The organism is Mesorhizobium sp. P2_D6, assembly GCF_056404315.1.
Map to the genome: position 1 here is coordinate 53239 of NZ_JBFUEG010000017.1, position 15291 is coordinate 68529.

18 protein-coding genes are annotated in these 15291 nt (G+C 61.5%); 14 read left to right on the plus strand and 4 right to left on the minus strand.

All coding sequences use genetic code 11. From position 1 onward, the window contains the following. The first annotated feature begins 120 nt into the window (after nucleotides 1-120). Nucleotides 121-2100 (plus strand): bifunctional 2',3'-cyclic-nucleotide 2'-phosphodiesterase/3'-nucleotidase, encoded by a 1980-nt coding sequence (locus tag AC1D1L_RS27025; RefSeq protein WP_477344330.1) that lies wholly within the window; start codon nucleotides 121-123, stop codon nucleotides 2098-2100. Between the two features lie 29 nt (nucleotides 2101-2129). Here AC1D1L_RS27025 and AC1D1L_RS27030 read toward each other — a convergent pair whose 3' ends face one another. Next, on the minus strand, nucleotides 2130-3380 hold the full coding sequence (locus AC1D1L_RS27030; RefSeq protein WP_477344331.1) for a class I SAM-dependent methyltransferase: 1251 nt from the start codon (nucleotides 3378-3380) through the stop codon (nucleotides 2130-2132). A gap of 259 nt (nucleotides 3381-3639) precedes the next feature. On the opposite strand from AC1D1L_RS27030, the gene AC1D1L_RS27035 reads away from it, so the two are divergent. The 6 genes from AC1D1L_RS27035 to AC1D1L_RS27060 all read left to right on the plus strand — a co-directional run bounded on the left by AC1D1L_RS27035 (nucleotide 3640) and on the right by AC1D1L_RS27060 (nucleotide 6774). Further along, nucleotides 3640-3774, plus strand: a complete 135-nt coding sequence (locus AC1D1L_RS27035) for a hypothetical protein (RefSeq protein ID WP_281401903.1) — start codon at nucleotides 3640-3642, stop codon at nucleotides 3772-3774. A gap of 113 nt (nucleotides 3775-3887) precedes the next feature. After that, nucleotides 3888-4178, plus strand: coding sequence for a Dabb family protein (locus AC1D1L_RS27040; RefSeq protein ID WP_477344332.1), 291 nt, complete (start codon nucleotides 3888-3890; stop codon nucleotides 4176-4178). A gap of 124 nt (nucleotides 4179-4302) precedes the next feature. After that, nucleotides 4303-5175 (plus strand): VOC family protein, encoded by an 873-nt coding sequence (locus AC1D1L_RS27045; RefSeq protein WP_477344333.1) that lies wholly within the window; start codon nucleotides 4303-4305, stop codon nucleotides 5173-5175. After that, entirely contained in the window at nucleotides 5172-6035 is an 864-nt protein-coding gene (gene kdsA, locus AC1D1L_RS27050; RefSeq protein WP_477344335.1) for a 3-deoxy-8-phosphooctulonate synthase, read from the plus strand. The genes AC1D1L_RS27045 and kdsA overlap by 4 nt, the downstream gene beginning before the upstream one ends. 83 nt (nucleotides 6036-6118) lie before the next feature. Continuing rightward, complete coding sequence (locus tag AC1D1L_RS27055; RefSeq protein WP_019858016.1) at nucleotides 6119-6322, plus strand: dodecin family protein; 204 nt, start codon at nucleotides 6119-6121, stop codon at nucleotides 6320-6322. An 86-nt stretch (nucleotides 6323-6408) separates the two neighbouring features. Then, nucleotides 6409-6774, plus strand: coding sequence for a PRC-barrel domain-containing protein (locus tag AC1D1L_RS27060; protein ID WP_112562323.1), 366 nt, complete (start codon nucleotides 6409-6411; stop codon nucleotides 6772-6774). Between the two features lie 70 nt (nucleotides 6775-6844). Here AC1D1L_RS27060 and AC1D1L_RS27065 read toward each other — a convergent pair whose 3' ends face one another. After that, nucleotides 6845-6967, minus strand: coding sequence for a hypothetical protein (locus tag AC1D1L_RS27065; protein WP_112561787.1), 123 nt, complete (start codon nucleotides 6965-6967; stop codon nucleotides 6845-6847). A gap of 198 nt (nucleotides 6968-7165) precedes the next feature. On the opposite strand from AC1D1L_RS27065, the gene eno reads away from it, so the two are divergent. Next, nucleotides 7166-8440, plus strand: a complete 1275-nt coding sequence (eno, locus tag AC1D1L_RS27070; protein ID WP_477344336.1) for a phosphopyruvate hydratase — start codon at nucleotides 7166-7168, stop codon at nucleotides 8438-8440. Nucleotides 8441-8533: 93 nt separating this feature from the next. On the opposite strand, the gene AC1D1L_RS27075 is transcribed toward eno, so the two are convergent. Beyond that, nucleotides 8534-9130 carry a gamma carbonic anhydrase family protein gene (locus AC1D1L_RS27075; protein ID WP_477344337.1) on the minus strand — a complete coding sequence of 199 codons (597 nt, stop codon included), beginning with the start codon at nucleotides 9128-9130 and terminating at the stop codon, nucleotides 8534-8536. Beyond that, nucleotides 9127-9645: a MarR family winged helix-turn-helix transcriptional regulator gene (locus AC1D1L_RS27080; RefSeq protein ID WP_477344338.1), complete on the minus strand. Its 519-nt coding sequence runs from the start codon at nucleotides 9643-9645 to the stop codon at nucleotides 9127-9129. Before AC1D1L_RS27080 ends, AC1D1L_RS27075 begins: the two co-directional genes overlap by 4 nt. Before the next feature lie 199 nt (nucleotides 9646-9844). Here AC1D1L_RS27080 and AC1D1L_RS27085 point away from each other — a divergent pair, with 199 nt between their 5' ends. The 6 genes from AC1D1L_RS27085 (at nucleotide 9845) to AC1D1L_RS27110 (ending at nucleotide 15283) form a co-directional block, all read left to right on the plus strand. Beyond that, complete coding sequence (locus AC1D1L_RS27085; RefSeq protein WP_477344339.1) at nucleotides 9845-10168, plus strand: FtsB family cell division protein; 324 nt, start codon at nucleotides 9845-9847, stop codon at nucleotides 10166-10168. Between the two features lie 196 nt (nucleotides 10169-10364). Beyond that, nucleotides 10365-11411 (plus strand): pyruvate dehydrogenase (acetyl-transferring) E1 component subunit alpha, encoded by a 1047-nt coding sequence (gene pdhA / locus AC1D1L_RS27090; RefSeq protein ID WP_112561782.1) that lies wholly within the window; start codon nucleotides 10365-10367, stop codon nucleotides 11409-11411. 15 nt (nucleotides 11412-11426) lie between these two features. After that, nucleotides 11427-12812 (plus strand): pyruvate dehydrogenase complex E1 component subunit beta, encoded by a 1386-nt coding sequence (locus tag AC1D1L_RS27095; protein ID WP_477344340.1) that lies wholly within the window; start codon nucleotides 11427-11429, stop codon nucleotides 12810-12812. An 18-nt stretch (nucleotides 12813-12830) separates the two neighbouring features. Continuing rightward, nucleotides 12831-14204, plus strand: coding sequence for a pyruvate dehydrogenase complex dihydrolipoamide acetyltransferase (locus AC1D1L_RS27100; RefSeq protein ID WP_477344341.1), 1374 nt, complete (start codon nucleotides 12831-12833; stop codon nucleotides 14202-14204). Nucleotides 14205-14219: 15 nt separating this feature from the next. Next, the gene (locus AC1D1L_RS27105) at nucleotides 14220-14645 is read left to right on the plus strand and encodes a hypothetical protein (protein WP_477344342.1); all 426 of its coding nucleotides are present in this window, start codon (nucleotides 14220-14222) and stop codon (nucleotides 14643-14645) included. Beyond that, on the plus strand, nucleotides 14642-15283 hold the full coding sequence (locus tag AC1D1L_RS27110) for an SGNH/GDSL hydrolase family protein (protein WP_477344343.1): 642 nt from the start codon (nucleotides 14642-14644) through the stop codon (nucleotides 15281-15283). Before AC1D1L_RS27105 ends, AC1D1L_RS27110 begins: the two co-directional genes overlap by 4 nt. Nucleotides 15284-15291: the final 8 nt, after the last annotated feature.

Below are 15291 nucleotides of genomic sequence, written 5' to 3' on the forward strand. Positions count from 1 at the left end.
CGGCAATTCATCCAGCCGTCACCTTTTGCTGATCGACTGACTTCCCGATGGACATGGCCAGTTTTCGGCGCGAAGGTTTCGGCGGGGCTGGGATGTTCACGTCGCTGGGAAGGAAAACCAATGTCGCCTTTGCTCCACCCCGTCTCCCGTCGTGGTTTTCTTGCCGGCGCCGCTGCCAGCGGGGCGCTGATCATGCTGCATCCATTTTCCGCCCGCGCTGAGGCCAATCAGGCGCATCTGAGGATCATGGAGACGACGGACATCCACGTGAATGTTTTGCCGTACGATTACTACGCCGACAAAGCGAACGACACGATGGGCCTGTCGCGGACGGCCTCGCTGATCGCTGCGGTGCGCCAGGAAGCCACCAATGCGATGCTGATCGACAATGGCGACCTTTTGCAGGGCAATCCGATGGGCGACTACATCGCCTACGAGAAGGGACTGAAGGACGGCGACCTGCATCCGATCATGAAGGGCATGAACCTGCTCGGCTATGAATGTTCGACGCTCGGCAACCACGAGTTCAATTACGGCCTGTCGTTCCTCGACAAGGTTCTGGCCGGGGCCAATTTTCCGTTCGTCTGCGCCAATCTGATCCGCGGCACCGAGCTCGCCGCCAGCCCGCGCGACGACAAGCTCTATCTCAAGCCGTACGTTATCCTGGACAAGAAGATCAAGGACGGGTCGGGCGCCGAGCAGCCGATCAGAATAGGCATTATCGGTTTCGTGCCGCCGCAGATCATGATCTGGGACCTGAAGAACCTGGAAGGAAATGTCCGGACGCGCGACATTGTCGAGGCGGCCAAGGCCTGGGTGCCTGAGATCAAGGAGGAGGGCGCCGACATCGTCATTGCGCTCTCGCATTCGGGCATCGATATCAAGCAAGGCGACGGAATGGAGAACGCCTCGTTCTTCGTTGCCGGCGTCGAGGGCATCGATGCGGTGTTCACCGGCCATCAGCATCTCGTCTTCCCCGGCAAGAAGGATTTTCAGGCGCTTGATGGGGTCGACACCGAAAAGGGCACACTGCAGGGCAAGCCGGCGGTGATGGGCGGCTTCTGGGGCTCGCATATGGGCCTGATCGACCTGCTTCTGGAACGCGACGGATCGAAATGGCGCGTGGTCTCGGCGACCTCGGAGGCACGGCCGATCTACGAACGCGTCGACAAGGCAAACAAGCCGACGGTGGCGGACGACCAGCGCATCGTCGATGCGCTGAAGGCGGACCATGAGGCGACACTGGCCTATGTCCGCCGTCCGGTCGGCAAGACTTCGGCGCCGCTCTATTCCTATTTCGCGCTGGTGGCCGACGATCCGTCGGTGCAGATCGTCAACCAGGCGCAGCGCTGGTATCTCAAGGACATTCTGAAGAGCACGCAGTGGAAGGATGTGCCGCTGCTGTCGGCGGCAGCGCCCTTCAAGGCCGGCGGGCGCAACGGCGCCGACTACTACACCGACGTGCCGGTGGGCGACATCGCCATCAAGAATGTCGCCGATCTCTATCTTTATCCGAATACGGTACGGGCGGTTGAGATCACCGGGGCGCAGGTCAAGGAATGGCTGGAAATGTCGGCCGGCATTTTCAAGAAGATCGAGGCCGGGAAGGCCGACCAGGCGCTGATCGACACCGAATTCCCGTCCTACAATTTCGATGTGATCGACGGCGTCAGCTACAAGATAGACCTGTCGCAGCCGCCGAAATACGATGCCAAGGGTGGCGTCGCCAATGCCGGCTCCAGCCGCATCGTCGACCTTAGCTTCGATGGCAAGCCCATTGATCCAGCAGCGAAATTCGTCGTCGCCACCAACAATTACCGCGCTGGCGGTGGCGGCAATTTCCCTGACATCAACGCCTCGAAGATCATCTACGAAGCGCCGGACACCAACCGCGATGTGATCGTGCGCTATGTCGTCAGCGAGGGCACGATCAATCCGTCGGCCGACGACAATTGGTCGTTCACGCCGCTGCCCGGAACCAGCGTCTTGTTCGAGACCGGTCCCAAAGCGAAGGATTTTATTTCAGGGGTGAAATCGCTCAAGATCGAACCGGTCGGCGAGGGCGAAGCCGGGTTTGCAAAGTATCGTATCCTGCTTTGAGGAAACGGGCGGGCAAATACCCGCTCGCACTACGCCTTGTAGACCACCTGGCGCACGTCGATGTAGCTGGCGCGGAAGCCGGCTTCGCAATAGTGGAGGTAAAACTCCCAGAGCTTCTTGAAGCGGTCGTCGAAGCCGAGCGGGACGATCTTTTCCCACGACTGCCAGAAGCGGTTGCGCCATTCGGCCAGTGTGCGAGCATAGTCGTCCGGAAAGACGCGCTCGCGCAGATGGGCGAGACCATGGTCTTTGCCCAGCGACTTCAGGATCGACGGCGTCGGCAGCATGCCGCCCGGGAAAACATAGCGCTGGATGAAATCCGGCCGCGCGCGATAGGTGTCGTAGGCGGCCTCGTTGATGGTGATGATCTGCAGGCCGGCGGTGCCGCCGGGTCTCAGGCAGGCCTTCATCTTGCCGAAAAACTCCGGCCAGTATTTTTCACCGACCGCCTCGAACATCTCGATTGAGGCGATGCGGTCGTAAGTGCCTGTTTCGTCGCGGTAATCCTGGAGCTTGATGTCGACCTTGTCAGACAGTCCGGCCTTCTGGATGCGCTCCTTGGCAAAGTCGTGCTGTTCGCGACTGATGGTCAGTCCCGTAACGCGGCAGCCGATCTCGCGCGCGGCAAATTCGGCAAAACCGCCCCAGCCGCAGCCGATCTCCAGCACATGGTCCTTTTTGCCGATGCCCGTGTCCTTGGCCAAAGCGCGATATTTGGCGGCCTGCGCGCTTTCCAAATCGTTGGCGCCGGTGGCATAGAGCGCCGACGAATAGGTCATGCTGGGATCGAGCCATTGCTTGTAGAAGGCATTGCCGAGATCGTAATGCGCCGAAATGTTGCGCTTCGAGCCGGTGCGGGTGTTTTCGTTGAACCAGTGGCGGATGCGCTGGACGGTGTTGATGAGCCAACTGGCGCCGCCGGCGACGCGTTCGCCGATGGCCGAGTTGACGACGAACAGTTCGAGAAAGCTGGTCACGTCAGGGCTTTCCCAGTCGCCGTCCATGTAGGATTCGGCAACGCCGATGGTGCCGCCGGAAAAGGCGCGGCCGGGCAGGCGCCAGTTCTTCAGCACCAGTTCGGCGTCGGGACCGGGCGCATTGCCACCAACAAGAACGGCGCGGCCGTCCGGCATCCTTACCTTGAGCGAGCCGCGCGGCAGTTTCATCGCCGCCGACAGCACCATGCGCGCCTTGGCCGGCAAGCCTTTGACGATCTCGGCGAAGTTGAGCTCGTCCAGCCTGATGGCGTCGCCGACGCCCTTGTTTTCCCTAGCAGCCATCCCACATCCCCCTGGGCTTCCGCGGCGACGGCGCAAGATCTGCCGGCCTCCACATCCTCCGCATTTCATTCGCAGGCGCGAACGCCGCTGCCCGCGTGGATTTTCGCCACAATCTTCCATGGCATTGGCCGAAACTTCAAGAGGCAAGCTTTGCGCGGCACTGACCCAGGTCGCCGGCCTGAGGCCAGAATCCGCGGGAGAGCGCGGCCCTCGGCGAAATCACTATGGTTCCGAGCAGCCACATACGTTAGCTTCAGTCATGCGTTACGTCGTCGTCATCATGGCCATCGCCTTTTTCCTGATCTGGGACGGCCTCTATAATCAGGGCCGCTATCTCGACACGACGGTCAGGGAGATGTCGCGCATCGTGCGCTACGTCACCGGCGGGGGCTAGTTTTGCGCCTCTGCAAAGTCGCCTCCCGGCGCTGCCGGGCGCGACATCGTGGCGGTTGACGCGACGGTTCCGCTCACACAAAACATGCCGGCAAATCGAACGTGGAGACAGGCGTGATCCGGCATATCGTTTTCTTCAGCGCGCGGCGCAAGGACGATGTCGAGGCTGTGCGCAAGGGCTTGCTCAACCTGGGCAACATTCCGCATTCAAACCTGTTCGAGGTGACGCTCAACACCAAGGTCGACCCGCTGTCGGACGCGATCGACGTGGTCGTCTATGCCGAGTTCGAAGACGATGCTGCGCTTGCCGCCTACAAGGCGCACCCGCTCTATGCCGAGACAACCAGCCGGGTCAAACCATTGCGCGAATTGCGCTATTCGGCCGATGTCGTGGCGGTGGCCTGATCGGGCCAGCAAGAGACATCGCCTGTTTTTCACAAGCGGCAATTCATACATCAGGCTGCACGAATCGCATGCCACCGGCGGAAACGCTTGAACCAATTTCCGGAATGATGCACACCGCGCCGGCATGACCAGCGCAACCCATTCGCTTGACCATCTGGTGCTGCCGACGGCGAGCCTCGCCGTGGCGCGGGCGCGGCTGACGTCGCTTGGCTTCATCGTCGCGCCAACCGGCATACACCCCTTCGGCACCGAAAATTGCTGCGTCTTCTTCGCCGACGGCACCTATCTCGAACCGCTGGCGATCGGCGACGAACAGACGGCAGCGCGCGCGATTGCCGACGGCAATGTCTTTGTCGCGCGAGACCGGCTCTATCGCGCGAGCCTGGGCGATGAGGGCTTTTCCGCCGTAGTGCTGGGCACCGGCGACGCCGACGCGGATCATGCGCGCTATGCCTCGGCCGGCCTGTCGGCCGGAGACATGCTGAGTTTTTCGCGCGCCTTCACCGACAATGCCGGAAAGAGCGACATGGCATCGTTCAAATTGGCTTTCGCGTCCGGTTCTGGGGCGACGGACGCGTTTCTGTTCGCTTGCGAGCGGATCAACGCCCCTAAAATCGACCGCACGGCGCTGCAAGCTCATGCCAATGGCGTGACCGGCATTGCCGAAATCGTCGCGGTCAGCGATGCGCCGTCTGAACAGGCTGGCCTGATCTCGACGGTGGCAGGCGTGAAGCAGGAGAGCGGCGCGGTCTTCAACCTTCCCAATGCTGCCATAACTGTGCTCGAGCCGGCGGCTTTCATCGCGCGCTTCGGTTTTGCCGCCAGCGAGCCGGCAGAGCTTCGTTTCGCGGCGATCGTCTTTTCAGTTCGCAGCATCCACGCTACCGCAAGGCTGCTTGCAGATAACGCCATCCAGCACGATATAGCGTGCAATGATATTGTCGTGCAGCCGGCATCCGGGCAGGGCGCGGCTTTCATCCTCCGGGAGATCCCATGAGCAAGCCGCAAGCGTCCAATTCGATGGCGCCCAATTCGGCGGTAACCGTCGGAAACGTCGTCTTCGACAATAGCGGGCCCTTGGCGCTGATTGCCGGCCCCTGCCAGTTCGAATCGCGCCAGCACGCCTTCGACATGGCCGGCGCGCTGAAGGAACTGACCGGCAAGCTTGGCATCGGCCTCGTCTACAAGACCAGTTACGACAAGGCCAACCGTACTTCGCTGTCGGCAACGCGCGGCGCCGGGATGGATGCAGCACTTCCGGTCTTCGACGAGTTGCGCAAGGAATTTTCGCTTCCCATTCTGACTGACGTCCACACCGAGGAGCAGTGCGCGATCGTCGCGCCGCATGTCGATGTGCTGCAGATCCCGGCCTTCCTGTCGCGCCAGACCGACATGCTGGTCGCGGCCGCCAAGACCGGCAAGGTGATCAACGTCAAGAAGGGCCAGTTCCTCGCCCCCTGGGACATGAAGAATGTCGTCGCCAAGATCACCGGCTCCGGCAACGCCAATGTGCTCACCACCGAACGCGGCGCTTCCTTCGGCTACAACACGCTGGTGTCGGACATGCGGGCTTTGCCCGTGATGGCCGAGATCGGCGCGCCGGTGATTTTCGACGCCACCCATTCGGTGCAGCAACCGGGCGGGCAGGGCGGTTCTTCCGGCGGTGAGCGCCGCTTCGTCGAAACACTTGCCCGCGCTGCCGTTGCCGTCGGCGTCGCCGGCGTCTTCATCGAGACCCACCAGGATCCGGACAATTCGACCTCCTCAGACGGTCCGAACATGCTGCCGCTGAAGGACATGCCGGCCTTGCTCGAAAGACTTATGGCGTTCGACCGCATCGCCAAGAACGCTGCCTGACTGGCCACCGTGGCCAGCTTGTAGTCGGTAAAGGCCGGCTGTAGGCTCCCCCTTGCAAATGAGCGCCTTGGCAGGAGGAAGCCATGTCTGTTGCCCGCGTCACCGAAATCACATCGTCTTCAAAAAAGAGCTTTCAGGATGCCATCGAGAAGGGAATTGCGCGCGCCGCAAAGACCCTGAAGAACGTCGAAGGCGCCTGGATCCAGGACCAGAAGATCGTCGTCGAGGACGGCAAGATCGCGGCCTATCGCGTCAACATGAAGGTCACGTTCATCCTCGCGGAGTGACCGTCCAACGTTTCAAAAAAGTCGGGAACTTTCGCCCGCGCCCCTCATTGTCAAAGCACGACCAACGACAAAGAGGAGCATCAGACATGACCACTCAGACAGGCCACACCGAAGCCATCGCCGCTTCGCGCGTGATCGGCACGTCGGTCTACAACACCGAAGGCAAGAGCATCGGCAGCATCCAGGACGTCATGCTCGACAAGACGTCGAACGGCATCATGTTCGCGGTGATTGGCTTCGGCGGTTTTCTTGGTATTGGTGAGAAATATCACGCCATTCCGTGGGCAAGCCTCGACTATGACGAGGATAAGGGCGGCTATGTCGTGCCGTTTTCGAAGGACCAGCTGAAAGCGGCTCCGTCCTATTCGATCAATGAACTGGCCGGCGCCGATGGCGAGGCCGCACGTGACGCTTCCTATGACTACTACAAGGTCACGCCCTATTGGCATTGATCCGGCGCGCCGACGCCTGACGTGAGAAGGCCCCCGAAACCGGGGGCCTTTCAATGGGACGGGATGGTTCCTATTCGGCGGCGTAAAGCGTCGACAACTGCGTTGCGGCCTTTGGCGGCTGCTGGTTGTCGCATGACGTTAGGAACGCCGCCGCGATCAAGAACAAACTCACGATACCGCTCAACTCAGACATGGCGAAACTCCTCCTGTTTCGCCCCGCGCGGGTGTAACCATAAACCAGAAACCGCCACGCCACGCATGAATTATGATGACAGAAATTTGCGCTTCGTGAATCGCTGACGCGGCACTATTTGCAAGCGCCCCGATTGCCTTTTGCGGCACTTTGGCTAAGAGGGGCGCGACGCTTAATCGATCAATCGGGGACATCGCAATGACCGCCATCATCGACATTATCGGGCGTGAAATCCTGGACAGCCGTGGAAATCCGACCGTAGAGGTCGACGTCGTTCTCGAAGACGGCTCAATGGGCCGCGCCGCAGTGCCGTCCGGCGCCTCGACCGGCGCCCATGAAGCCGTCGAACTGCGCGATGGCGGCGCCCGCTATCTCGGCAAGGGCGTGCTCAAGGCAGTCGAGGCCGTCAATGGCGAGCTGTTCGAGGCGATCGGCGGCATGGAGGCCGAAAACCAGATCCACATCGACCAGACCATGATCGAGCTTGACGGCACCCCCAACAAGAGCCGGCTCGGCGCCAACGCCATCCTCGGCGTGTCGCTGGCAGTGGCCAAGGCGGCGGCGGAAGCCGCCGGCCTGCCGCTCTACCGCTATGTCGGCGGCACCAAGGCGCATGTGCTGCCGGTGCCGATGATGAACATCATCAATGGCGGCGCGCACGCCGACAACCCGATCGATTTCCAGGAATTCATGATCCTGCCGGTCGGCGCGCCGACTCTGCGCGAAGGCGTGCGCTGGGGTTCGGAAATTTTCCACACGCTGAGGAAGAAGCTCAAGGATGCCGGCCACAACACCAATGTCGGTGACGAGGGCGGTTTTGCCCCGAACCTGAAGAGCGCGCCGGTGGCGCTCGATTTCATCATGGAATCGATCGAGAAGGCCGGCTTCAAGCCGGGCGAAGAGATCGCGCTCGGCCTCGATTGCGCGGCGACCGAATTCTTCAAGGACGGCAATTACGTCTATGAAGGCGAGAAGAAGACCCGCGATCCCAAGGCGCAGGCCAAGTATCTGGCCAAGCTTGCCGCCGACTATCCGATCATCTCGATCGAGGACGGCCTGGCCGAGGACGACTGGGAAGGCTGGAAGTACCTGACCGACCTCATCGGCAAGAAGACGCAGCTGGTCGGTGACGATTTGTTCGTCACCAACACGGCGCGTCTGCGCGACGGCATCCGCATGGGCGTTGCCAATTCGATCCTTGTCAAGGTCAACCAGATCGGCTCGCTGACCGAGACGCTCGATGCCGTCGAGACCGCGCACAAGGCCGGCTATACCGCTGTGATGTCGCATCGCTCGGGTGAGACCGAGGATTCGACCATCGCCGATCTCGCCGTCGCCACCAATTGCGGGCAGATCAAGACCGGTTCGCTGTCGCGCTCAGACCGCATGGCCAAGTACAACCAGCTGATCCGTATCGAGGAAGAGCTCGGCAAGCAGGCGCGTTACGCCGGCAAGTCGGTGGTGAAAACCTGATCTGCGCGTCCTCGGTCCGGCCCTTGGGCAAGATTTGAGCGACATGCACCAGCGAGCTTGAACCGGAACGCTTTCTGCTGCGGCGGAAAGCGCTCAAGCGTTTCCCGTGCGATGTACGCCCAGCGCCACCGAGAGATTTGCAGTGATTTTCTGCATTACATCCGGCAAGTTTCGGTCGACACCGTAGACGAAGCCCGGGAAATCGAGCGGTTTCTGCCGAGACCAGATGGCCTCATGCTGGTCCGGAGGCAGGACCTGAGCCGGATCGCCCACGGCAATCCAGCCGATCGGTACGACCGTGCCAGGTTCGAGGCGGGTGCGCAGGTGAACGATGCCATTGATGCGGACTTCCGATCCGCGCCCTATGTGCGCACCATGGAAAACCGCCGCACCTGTAGCGATAAAAACTTCATCGCCGACCTCTGCGCCAACCATGTGGCTGTTGGGGCCTACGAGGCAATAATTCCCGATAGTACAAGGATGACTTGCCGTGGCCCGGATCACCGCATTTTCCAACACGATACAGTTGCGGCCAATGCGGATCGATCCGCCAGACTCCGCCACAAGGCGCGCGCCATGCATGACCCGGCTGCCGGCGCCAATGACGACATCGCCGGATATTGTCGCATCCGGAGCGGCCCAAGCATCGGGATCGATGGCAGGCGAATGCCCCGCATAGGAAATGATCATCGCTCGCTCTCCTTCCTCTCGATCTCAGCCGCTCGGCAGCCGATCGGGCAAATTTTGGGTCCGCAAAGATCATGCTCGCAGAGGCGACAGGTTGTTCTCGCGAAAGGACGGGAAGTAGTCGCGCCCGCAAGAATCTCGTCCAGCATGGAAACAAAGCGCCGCCGCTCATCCGGTTGCAGCACAGACAGCAATCCGTCGAGAGCGGCGAGCCGGAGAGCTTGCATTTCCCTTACCTGTGCGTGGCCAGTCTCCGTCAGAGTTAGCGGAGTGACACGACCCTCCGGTTTGCCGCGCCCTATCAGCGCCTGCCGTTCCAGCCCGTCGATCAAACGCACGGCAGTCGGTTGACTGACGCCGACGACCTCGGCGAGCTCCGTTGTCGTCAACCCCGGTTTGAAGTGCAGCATCGACAGCACCGCCGCCGCGCTCGGTGAAAGCTCTCTCAAGGACGCTTCCGTCCTGTCGCGAATCATGGCGCCGAGCGCGCCGAGTTTGTTGGCGTCTAACAATTGCATAGCATATGCATATATAACTTCAGGAGAACGTCAACTGCTTTTCGCGCATGCAAACTGCGACCGCAAAGGATGGAGAAGAAAAATCGACGAGGTGGACGCAATCTGCCGGGTGGGTCATTTCCCGCTCGCAAAATCCCAGGGTCCGTAACCGTCCATTAAGCACAATCGGGCGAGATAAGGAGGTCATAGGATTGCGACCATGTGGACACGCCAGCACAAGCAGAGAAACACCGGCCGGCTGATCATCCCGTCGCTTTGCGTGGCGTTCCTGACCTATTTCGGCTTCCATGCCTATCATGGCGAGTTCGGCATCTATTCGAAATACCAGCTCGAAGCGCAGACCGTCGAATTGCAGGCCAAGTACGATGCCATCAAAGCGCGCCGGGTCGATCTGGAGCGGCGCGTCCAGCTGATGCATGAGGGCACGCTTGAGAAGGATATGCTCGACGAGCAGGCGCGCAGGGCGCTCAATCTGTCCCAGGCGGATGAAATTACCATCATGCTGCCGGCTAACTCGAAATAACCTGAATTCAGTTAATCACTGTTATTTCCAATGATTTTAATCGCTTAGACGCATGACAGCCATGCATTTTTCAGCATGGCGAAACGCTTTCTCGCGTGTTAGCCTCTTTCAAATCGGTGGGGAGAGCTGATCTCCCTCGGAGCAGATTTTCGTGCTGCTCTCGTGTCCGCAAAGAGACGCCAACAGGGAGTGATGCATGGCCACCGCCGCCAAAAAAGCGCCTGCCAAATCCGTCAAATCGACATCCGCCAAATCCACGGGGCTTTCCGCCCCCAAACCAGCCGAATTCACCAAGGACGAGGAGCTTGCCGCCTACCGGCACATGCTGCTCATCCGCCGCTTCGAGGAAAAGGCCGGCCAGCTCTACGGCATGGGCTTCATCGGCGGCTTCTGTCACCTCTATATCGGCCAGGAAGCGGTCGTCACCGGCATGAAGATGGCGCTGATCGACGGCGACCAGATGATCACCGCCTATCGCGACCACGGCCACATGCTGGCGATGGAGCTTTCGCCGCGCGGCGTCATGGCCGAACTGACCGGTCGCCGCGGCGGCCTGTCGAGGGGCAAGGGCGGCTCCATGCACATGTTCTCCAAGGAGAAGCATTTTTACGGCGGCCACGGCATTGTCGGCGCGCAGGTGTCGCTCGGCACGGGCCTCGCCTTCGCCAACCGCTACCGCGACAACAACAATGTGTCGCTGACCTATTTCGGCGACGGCGCGGCCAACCAGGGCCAGGTCTATGAAAGCTTCAACATGGCCTCGCTGTGGAAGCTGCCGGTGATCTACATCATCGAGAACAACCGCTACGCCATGGGCACGTCGGTGTCGCGCTCGTCGGCCGAAACAAATTTTTCGCACCGCGGCGCCTCGTTCAAGATACCTGGCATTCAGGTCGACGGCATGGATGTGCGTGCGGTCAAATCCGCCGGCGATCAGGCGACCGAATGGTGCCGCGCCGGCAACGGGCCGATCATCCTCGAAATGCAGACCTATCGCTATCGCGGCCACTCGATGTCGGACCCGGCAAAATACCGCTCGAAGGAAGAAGTGCAGAAGATGCGCTCGGATCATGATCCGATCGAGCAGGTCAAGGCGCGGCTAACGGCCAAGAAGTGGGCAAGCGAGGACGAGCTCAAGAATATCGACAAGGAAGTCCGCGACATCGTCGCCGACGCCGCCGAATTCGCCCAGCACGACGCCGAGCCGGATCCGTCCGAGCTCTGGACCGATATCGTATTGTAACGGGAGGGCAAGGACATGCCGATAGAAATTCTCATGCCCGCTCTCTCGCCGACCATGGAAGAGGGCAATCTTTCCAAGTGGTTGAAGAACGAGGGCGACAAGGTCGTCGCTGGCGACGTGATCGCCGAGATCGAAACCGACAAGGCGACGATGGAAGTCGAGGCCGTCGACGAAGGCACGCTGGCCAAGATCGTGGTTCCGGCCGGCACCGAAGGCGTCAAGGTCAACGCGGTGATCGCCGTGCTTGCGGTCGACGGCGAAGATGTCGACACGGCCGGCGAAGGCATCGGCGAGGAGCCCGCCAAGGCTGAAGTAGCCGCACCCGCGCCGGTTGCAGCCAAGAGCGAGGCCGCGGCGCCTGTGGCGGCCGCGCCGAAAACGGAAGTCGCCGCCGATCCGGATATTCCGGCCGGCACCGAGATGGTCTCAACAACGGTGCGCGAAGCCTTGCGCGACGCCATGGCCGAGGAAATGCGCCGCGACGGTGATGTCTTCGTCATGGGCGAGGAGGTCGCCGAATACCAGGGCGCCTATAAGATCACGCAAGGGCTGCTGCAGGAATTCGGGCCACGCCGCGTCGTCGACACCCCGATCACCGAACACGGTTTTGCCGGCGTCGGCGTCGGTGCGGCAATGGCCGGCCTGAAGCCGATCGTCGAGTTCATGACCTTCAACTTCGCCATGCAGGCGATCGACCAGATCATCAACTCCGCCGCCAAGACGCTCTATATGTCGGGTGGCCAGATGGGCGCGCCGATTGTCTTCCGCGGACCGAACGGGGCCGCCGCCCGCGTCGGCGCCCAGCACTCGCAGTGCTACGCCGCCTGGTACAGCCACATCCCCGGCCTGAAGGTGGTGATGCCGTATACGGCGGCCGACGCCAAGGGCCTGCTCAAGGCGGCGATCCGCGACCCGAACCCGGTCATCTTCCTCGAAAACGAAATCCTCTACGGCCAGTCCTTCGACGTTCCGAAGCTCGACGATTTCGTGCTGCCGATCGGCAAGGCGCGCATCCACAAGCAGGGCAAGGACGTTACCATCGTCTCGTTCGGCATCGGTATGACCTACGCCATCAAGGCGGAAGCCGAACTGCGCGGCATGGGCATCGATGCCGAGATCATCGATCTCAGGTCCATCCGTCCGCTCGACCTCGACACCGTCATCGCCTCGGTGAAGAAGACCAACCGCCTGATCGTGGTGGAAGAGGGTTTCCCGCAGAGCTCGGTCGGCGACCACATCGCCAACCAGGTGTCGCAGCGCGCCTTCGATTTCCTCGACGCGCCGGTCATCACCATCGCCGGCAAGGACGTACCGATGCCCTACGCGGCGAACCTCGAAAAGCTGGCCCTGCCCAATGTCGGTGAGGTCATCGAGGCGGTCAAAGCCGTCACGTATCGCTGAGCCGGTCGGGAGGACATCATGCCAATCAACATCACCATGCCGGCGCTCTCGCCCACGATGGAAGAGGGCAATCTTTCCAGGTGGTTGGTCAAGGAAGGCGACAAGGTTTCGCCGGGCGACGTGATCGCCGAGATCGAGACCGACAAGGCGACAATGGAAGTCGAAGCGGTCGATGAGGGCACGGTCGCCAAGCTGGTCGTTCCCGCCGGCACCGAAGGCGTCAAGGTCAATGCGCTGATCGCCATTCTGGCCGGCGAAGGCGAGGATGCCGGGGCTGCGGCGAAGGGTGGCGGCGATGCCGCGCCCAAGGCTGAGGCTCCGAAAGCCGATGCGCCAAAGGCCGAAGTGCCGAAGCCGGCAACCGCTGCCGCGGCGCCTGCGTCGACGAAAGCAGAAGCCGCGCCAGTTGCTAACGGTCACGCCGCAGGCGAGCGTACCTTCGCCTCGCCGCTGGCCCGTCGCATCGCCAAGGATGCCGGCGTCGATGTGTCCGCCGTGACCGGCACCGGCCCGCATGGCCGCGTCGTCAAGGCCGATGTCGAGGCAGCGATTGCCGGTGGTGGCGCCAAGGCGGCACCTGCCGCGAAAGCAGCATCTGCTGGCGCTCCGGCGCCTGCCGCTCCTGGCACCGCACCCAAGGCGATGTCGGACGAGCAGGTGCTGAAACTGTTCGCCGAAGGCTCCTACGAGCTCGTCCCGCACGACAATATGCGCAAGACCATCGCGCGGCGGCTGGTCGAGGCCAAGTCGACCATTCCGCATTTCTACCTGACGCTCGACTGCGAGCTTGATGCGCTCCTGGCGCTGCGCACGCAGTTGAATGCCGCCGCGCCGACGAAGAAGACCGACAAGGGCGAAGCGCCCGTCTACAAGCTGTCGGTCAACGACATGGTCATCAAGGCGATGGCGATGGCGCTGATGGCGGTGCCGGATGCGAACGCATCCTGGACCGATACCGCCATGGTCAAGCACAAGCATGCCGATGTCGGCGTCGCCGTGTCGATCCCCGGCGGCCTGATCACGCCGATTATCCGCCACGCCGATGAAAAGACGCTGTCCACCATCTCCAACGAGATGAAGGATCTGGCGAGCCGCGCCCGCAGCCGCAAGCTGAAGCCCGAGGAATATCAGGGCGGCACCACGGCTGTCTCCAATCTCGGCATGTTCGGCATCAAGGACTTTGCCGCCGTAATCAACCCGCCGCATGCGACTATCCTGGCGGTGGGTGCGGGCGAGCAGCGCGCGGTGGTCAAGAATGGCGAGATCAAAATCGCCAACGTCATGTCGGTGACGCTGTCGACCGATCATCGCGCCGTCGACGGTGCGCTCGGCGCCGAACTTCTGGGCGCCTTCAAGCGCATGATCGAAAACCCGATGGGCATGCTGGTCTAGGGAAGGAAAAGGGCGGTGCGGAAATTCTTCACCTCCTTCATAGCCTTCTTCCTGTCTTTGCTTGTTGGCGCCGTCGTTGCGGTGGGACTGGCAATAAATACAGACGCGCACGAGGAATACATTCTTGTGTTCTTCGCGTGCGGGTTAGTCACCACTGTCGTGACGATATTGTTTTTCATTGCACAGTTTTTTCCCAATCCGCTCAAGGCCATCAATTGGGTTGGGATCGGCACATTCGCCTTGTTCGTGCTGATCGGTTTCGGCTTGATCGGCTGGACTTTTTCCCACCCGCCCGAAGGACGCGATTGGGGAGGGAACCTGCCAATCATCGCAGGATTGGTTCTGCCGAGCCTGGTTGCGATTGTGGTGCAATGGTTGTTCGTACGGTGGCGGGTTATGCGCGGGCAGCCAGGTTTTGGCAGAGGCGAGGCAAGGGCGTGAAGACAATTCTCTGCTACGGCGACTCCCTGACCTGGGGCTATGACGCGGCGAGCCTCGGCCGCCATGCTTTGGAAGACCGCTGGCCGAGCGTGCTCAAGGCGGCGCTGGACGACGATGGCATCGAGGTCATTGCCGAGGGGTTGAACGGCCGCACCACCGCCTTCGACGACCATCTGGCAGGCGCGGACCGCAACGGCGCAAGACTGCTGCCGACGATTCTGACGACGCATGCGCCAATCGACCTGATCGTCATCATGCTCGGCGCCAACGACATGAAGCCGTGGATCCACGGCAATCCGGTCGCGGCCAAGCAGGGCATATCGCGGCTGATCGACATCGTGCGCGGCCATGATTACCCGTTCGATTGGGACGCGCCGCAAATCCTGCTCGTGGCGCCGCCAGCGGTCAGCCGCACGGACAATGCCGAATTCAAGGAAATGTTTGCCGGCGGCGACGAGGCGTCGAAGCGGCTGGCACCGCAATATTCGATCCTCGCCGACGAGGCCGGCTGCGGCTTTTTCGATGCCGGAACCGTGGCCACGACCACACCGCTCGATGGTGTCCATCTCGATGCGGAAAACACGCGCAGTATAGGTGAGGCATTGGCGCCATTGGTGCGCGTGATGCTGGAACTCTAGACAAGACA

Coding starts and splice junctions, on each gene's coding strand:
- AC1D1L_RS27025 (WP_477344330.1), top strand. CDS start 121: ATGTCGCCTTTGCTCCACCCCGTCTCCCGTCGTGGTTTTCTTGCCGGC.
- AC1D1L_RS27030 (WP_477344331.1), bottom strand. CDS start 3,380: ATGGCTGCTAGGGAAAACAAGGGCGTCGGCGACGCCATCAGGCTGGAC.
- AC1D1L_RS27035 (WP_281401903.1), top strand. CDS start 3,640: ATGCGTTACGTCGTCGTCATCATGGCCATCGCCTTTTTCCTGATCTGG.
- AC1D1L_RS27045 (WP_477344333.1), top strand. CDS start 4,303: ATGACCAGCGCAACCCATTCGCTTGACCATCTGGTGCTGCCGACGGCG.
- kdsA (WP_477344335.1), top strand. CDS start 5,172: ATGAGCAAGCCGCAAGCGTCCAATTCGATGGCGCCCAATTCGGCGGTA.
- AC1D1L_RS27055 (WP_019858016.1), top strand. CDS start 6,119: ATGTCTGTTGCCCGCGTCACCGAAATCACATCGTCTTCAAAAAAGAGC.
- AC1D1L_RS27060 (WP_112562323.1), top strand. CDS start 6,409: ATGACCACTCAGACAGGCCACACCGAAGCCATCGCCGCTTCGCGCGTG.
- AC1D1L_RS27065 (WP_112561787.1), bottom strand. CDS start 6,967: ATGTCTGAGTTGAGCGGTATCGTGAGTTTGTTCTTGATCGCGGCGGCG.
- eno (WP_477344336.1), top strand. CDS start 7,166: ATGACCGCCATCATCGACATTATCGGGCGTGAAATCCTGGACAGCCGT.
- AC1D1L_RS27075 (WP_477344337.1), bottom strand. CDS start 9,130: ATGATCATTTCCTATGCGGGGCATTCGCCTGCCATCGATCCCGATGCT.
- AC1D1L_RS27080 (WP_477344338.1), bottom strand. CDS start 9,645: ATGCAATTGTTAGACGCCAACAAACTCGGCGCGCTCGGCGCCATGATT.
- AC1D1L_RS27085 (WP_477344339.1), top strand. CDS start 9,845: ATGTGGACACGCCAGCACAAGCAGAGAAACACCGGCCGGCTGATCATC.
- pdhA (WP_112561782.1), top strand. CDS start 10,365: ATGGCCACCGCCGCCAAAAAAGCGCCTGCCAAATCCGTCAAATCGACA.
- AC1D1L_RS27095 (WP_477344340.1), top strand. CDS start 11,427: ATGCCGATAGAAATTCTCATGCCCGCTCTCTCGCCGACCATGGAAGAG.
- AC1D1L_RS27100 (WP_477344341.1), top strand. CDS start 12,831: ATGCCAATCAACATCACCATGCCGGCGCTCTCGCCCACGATGGAAGAG.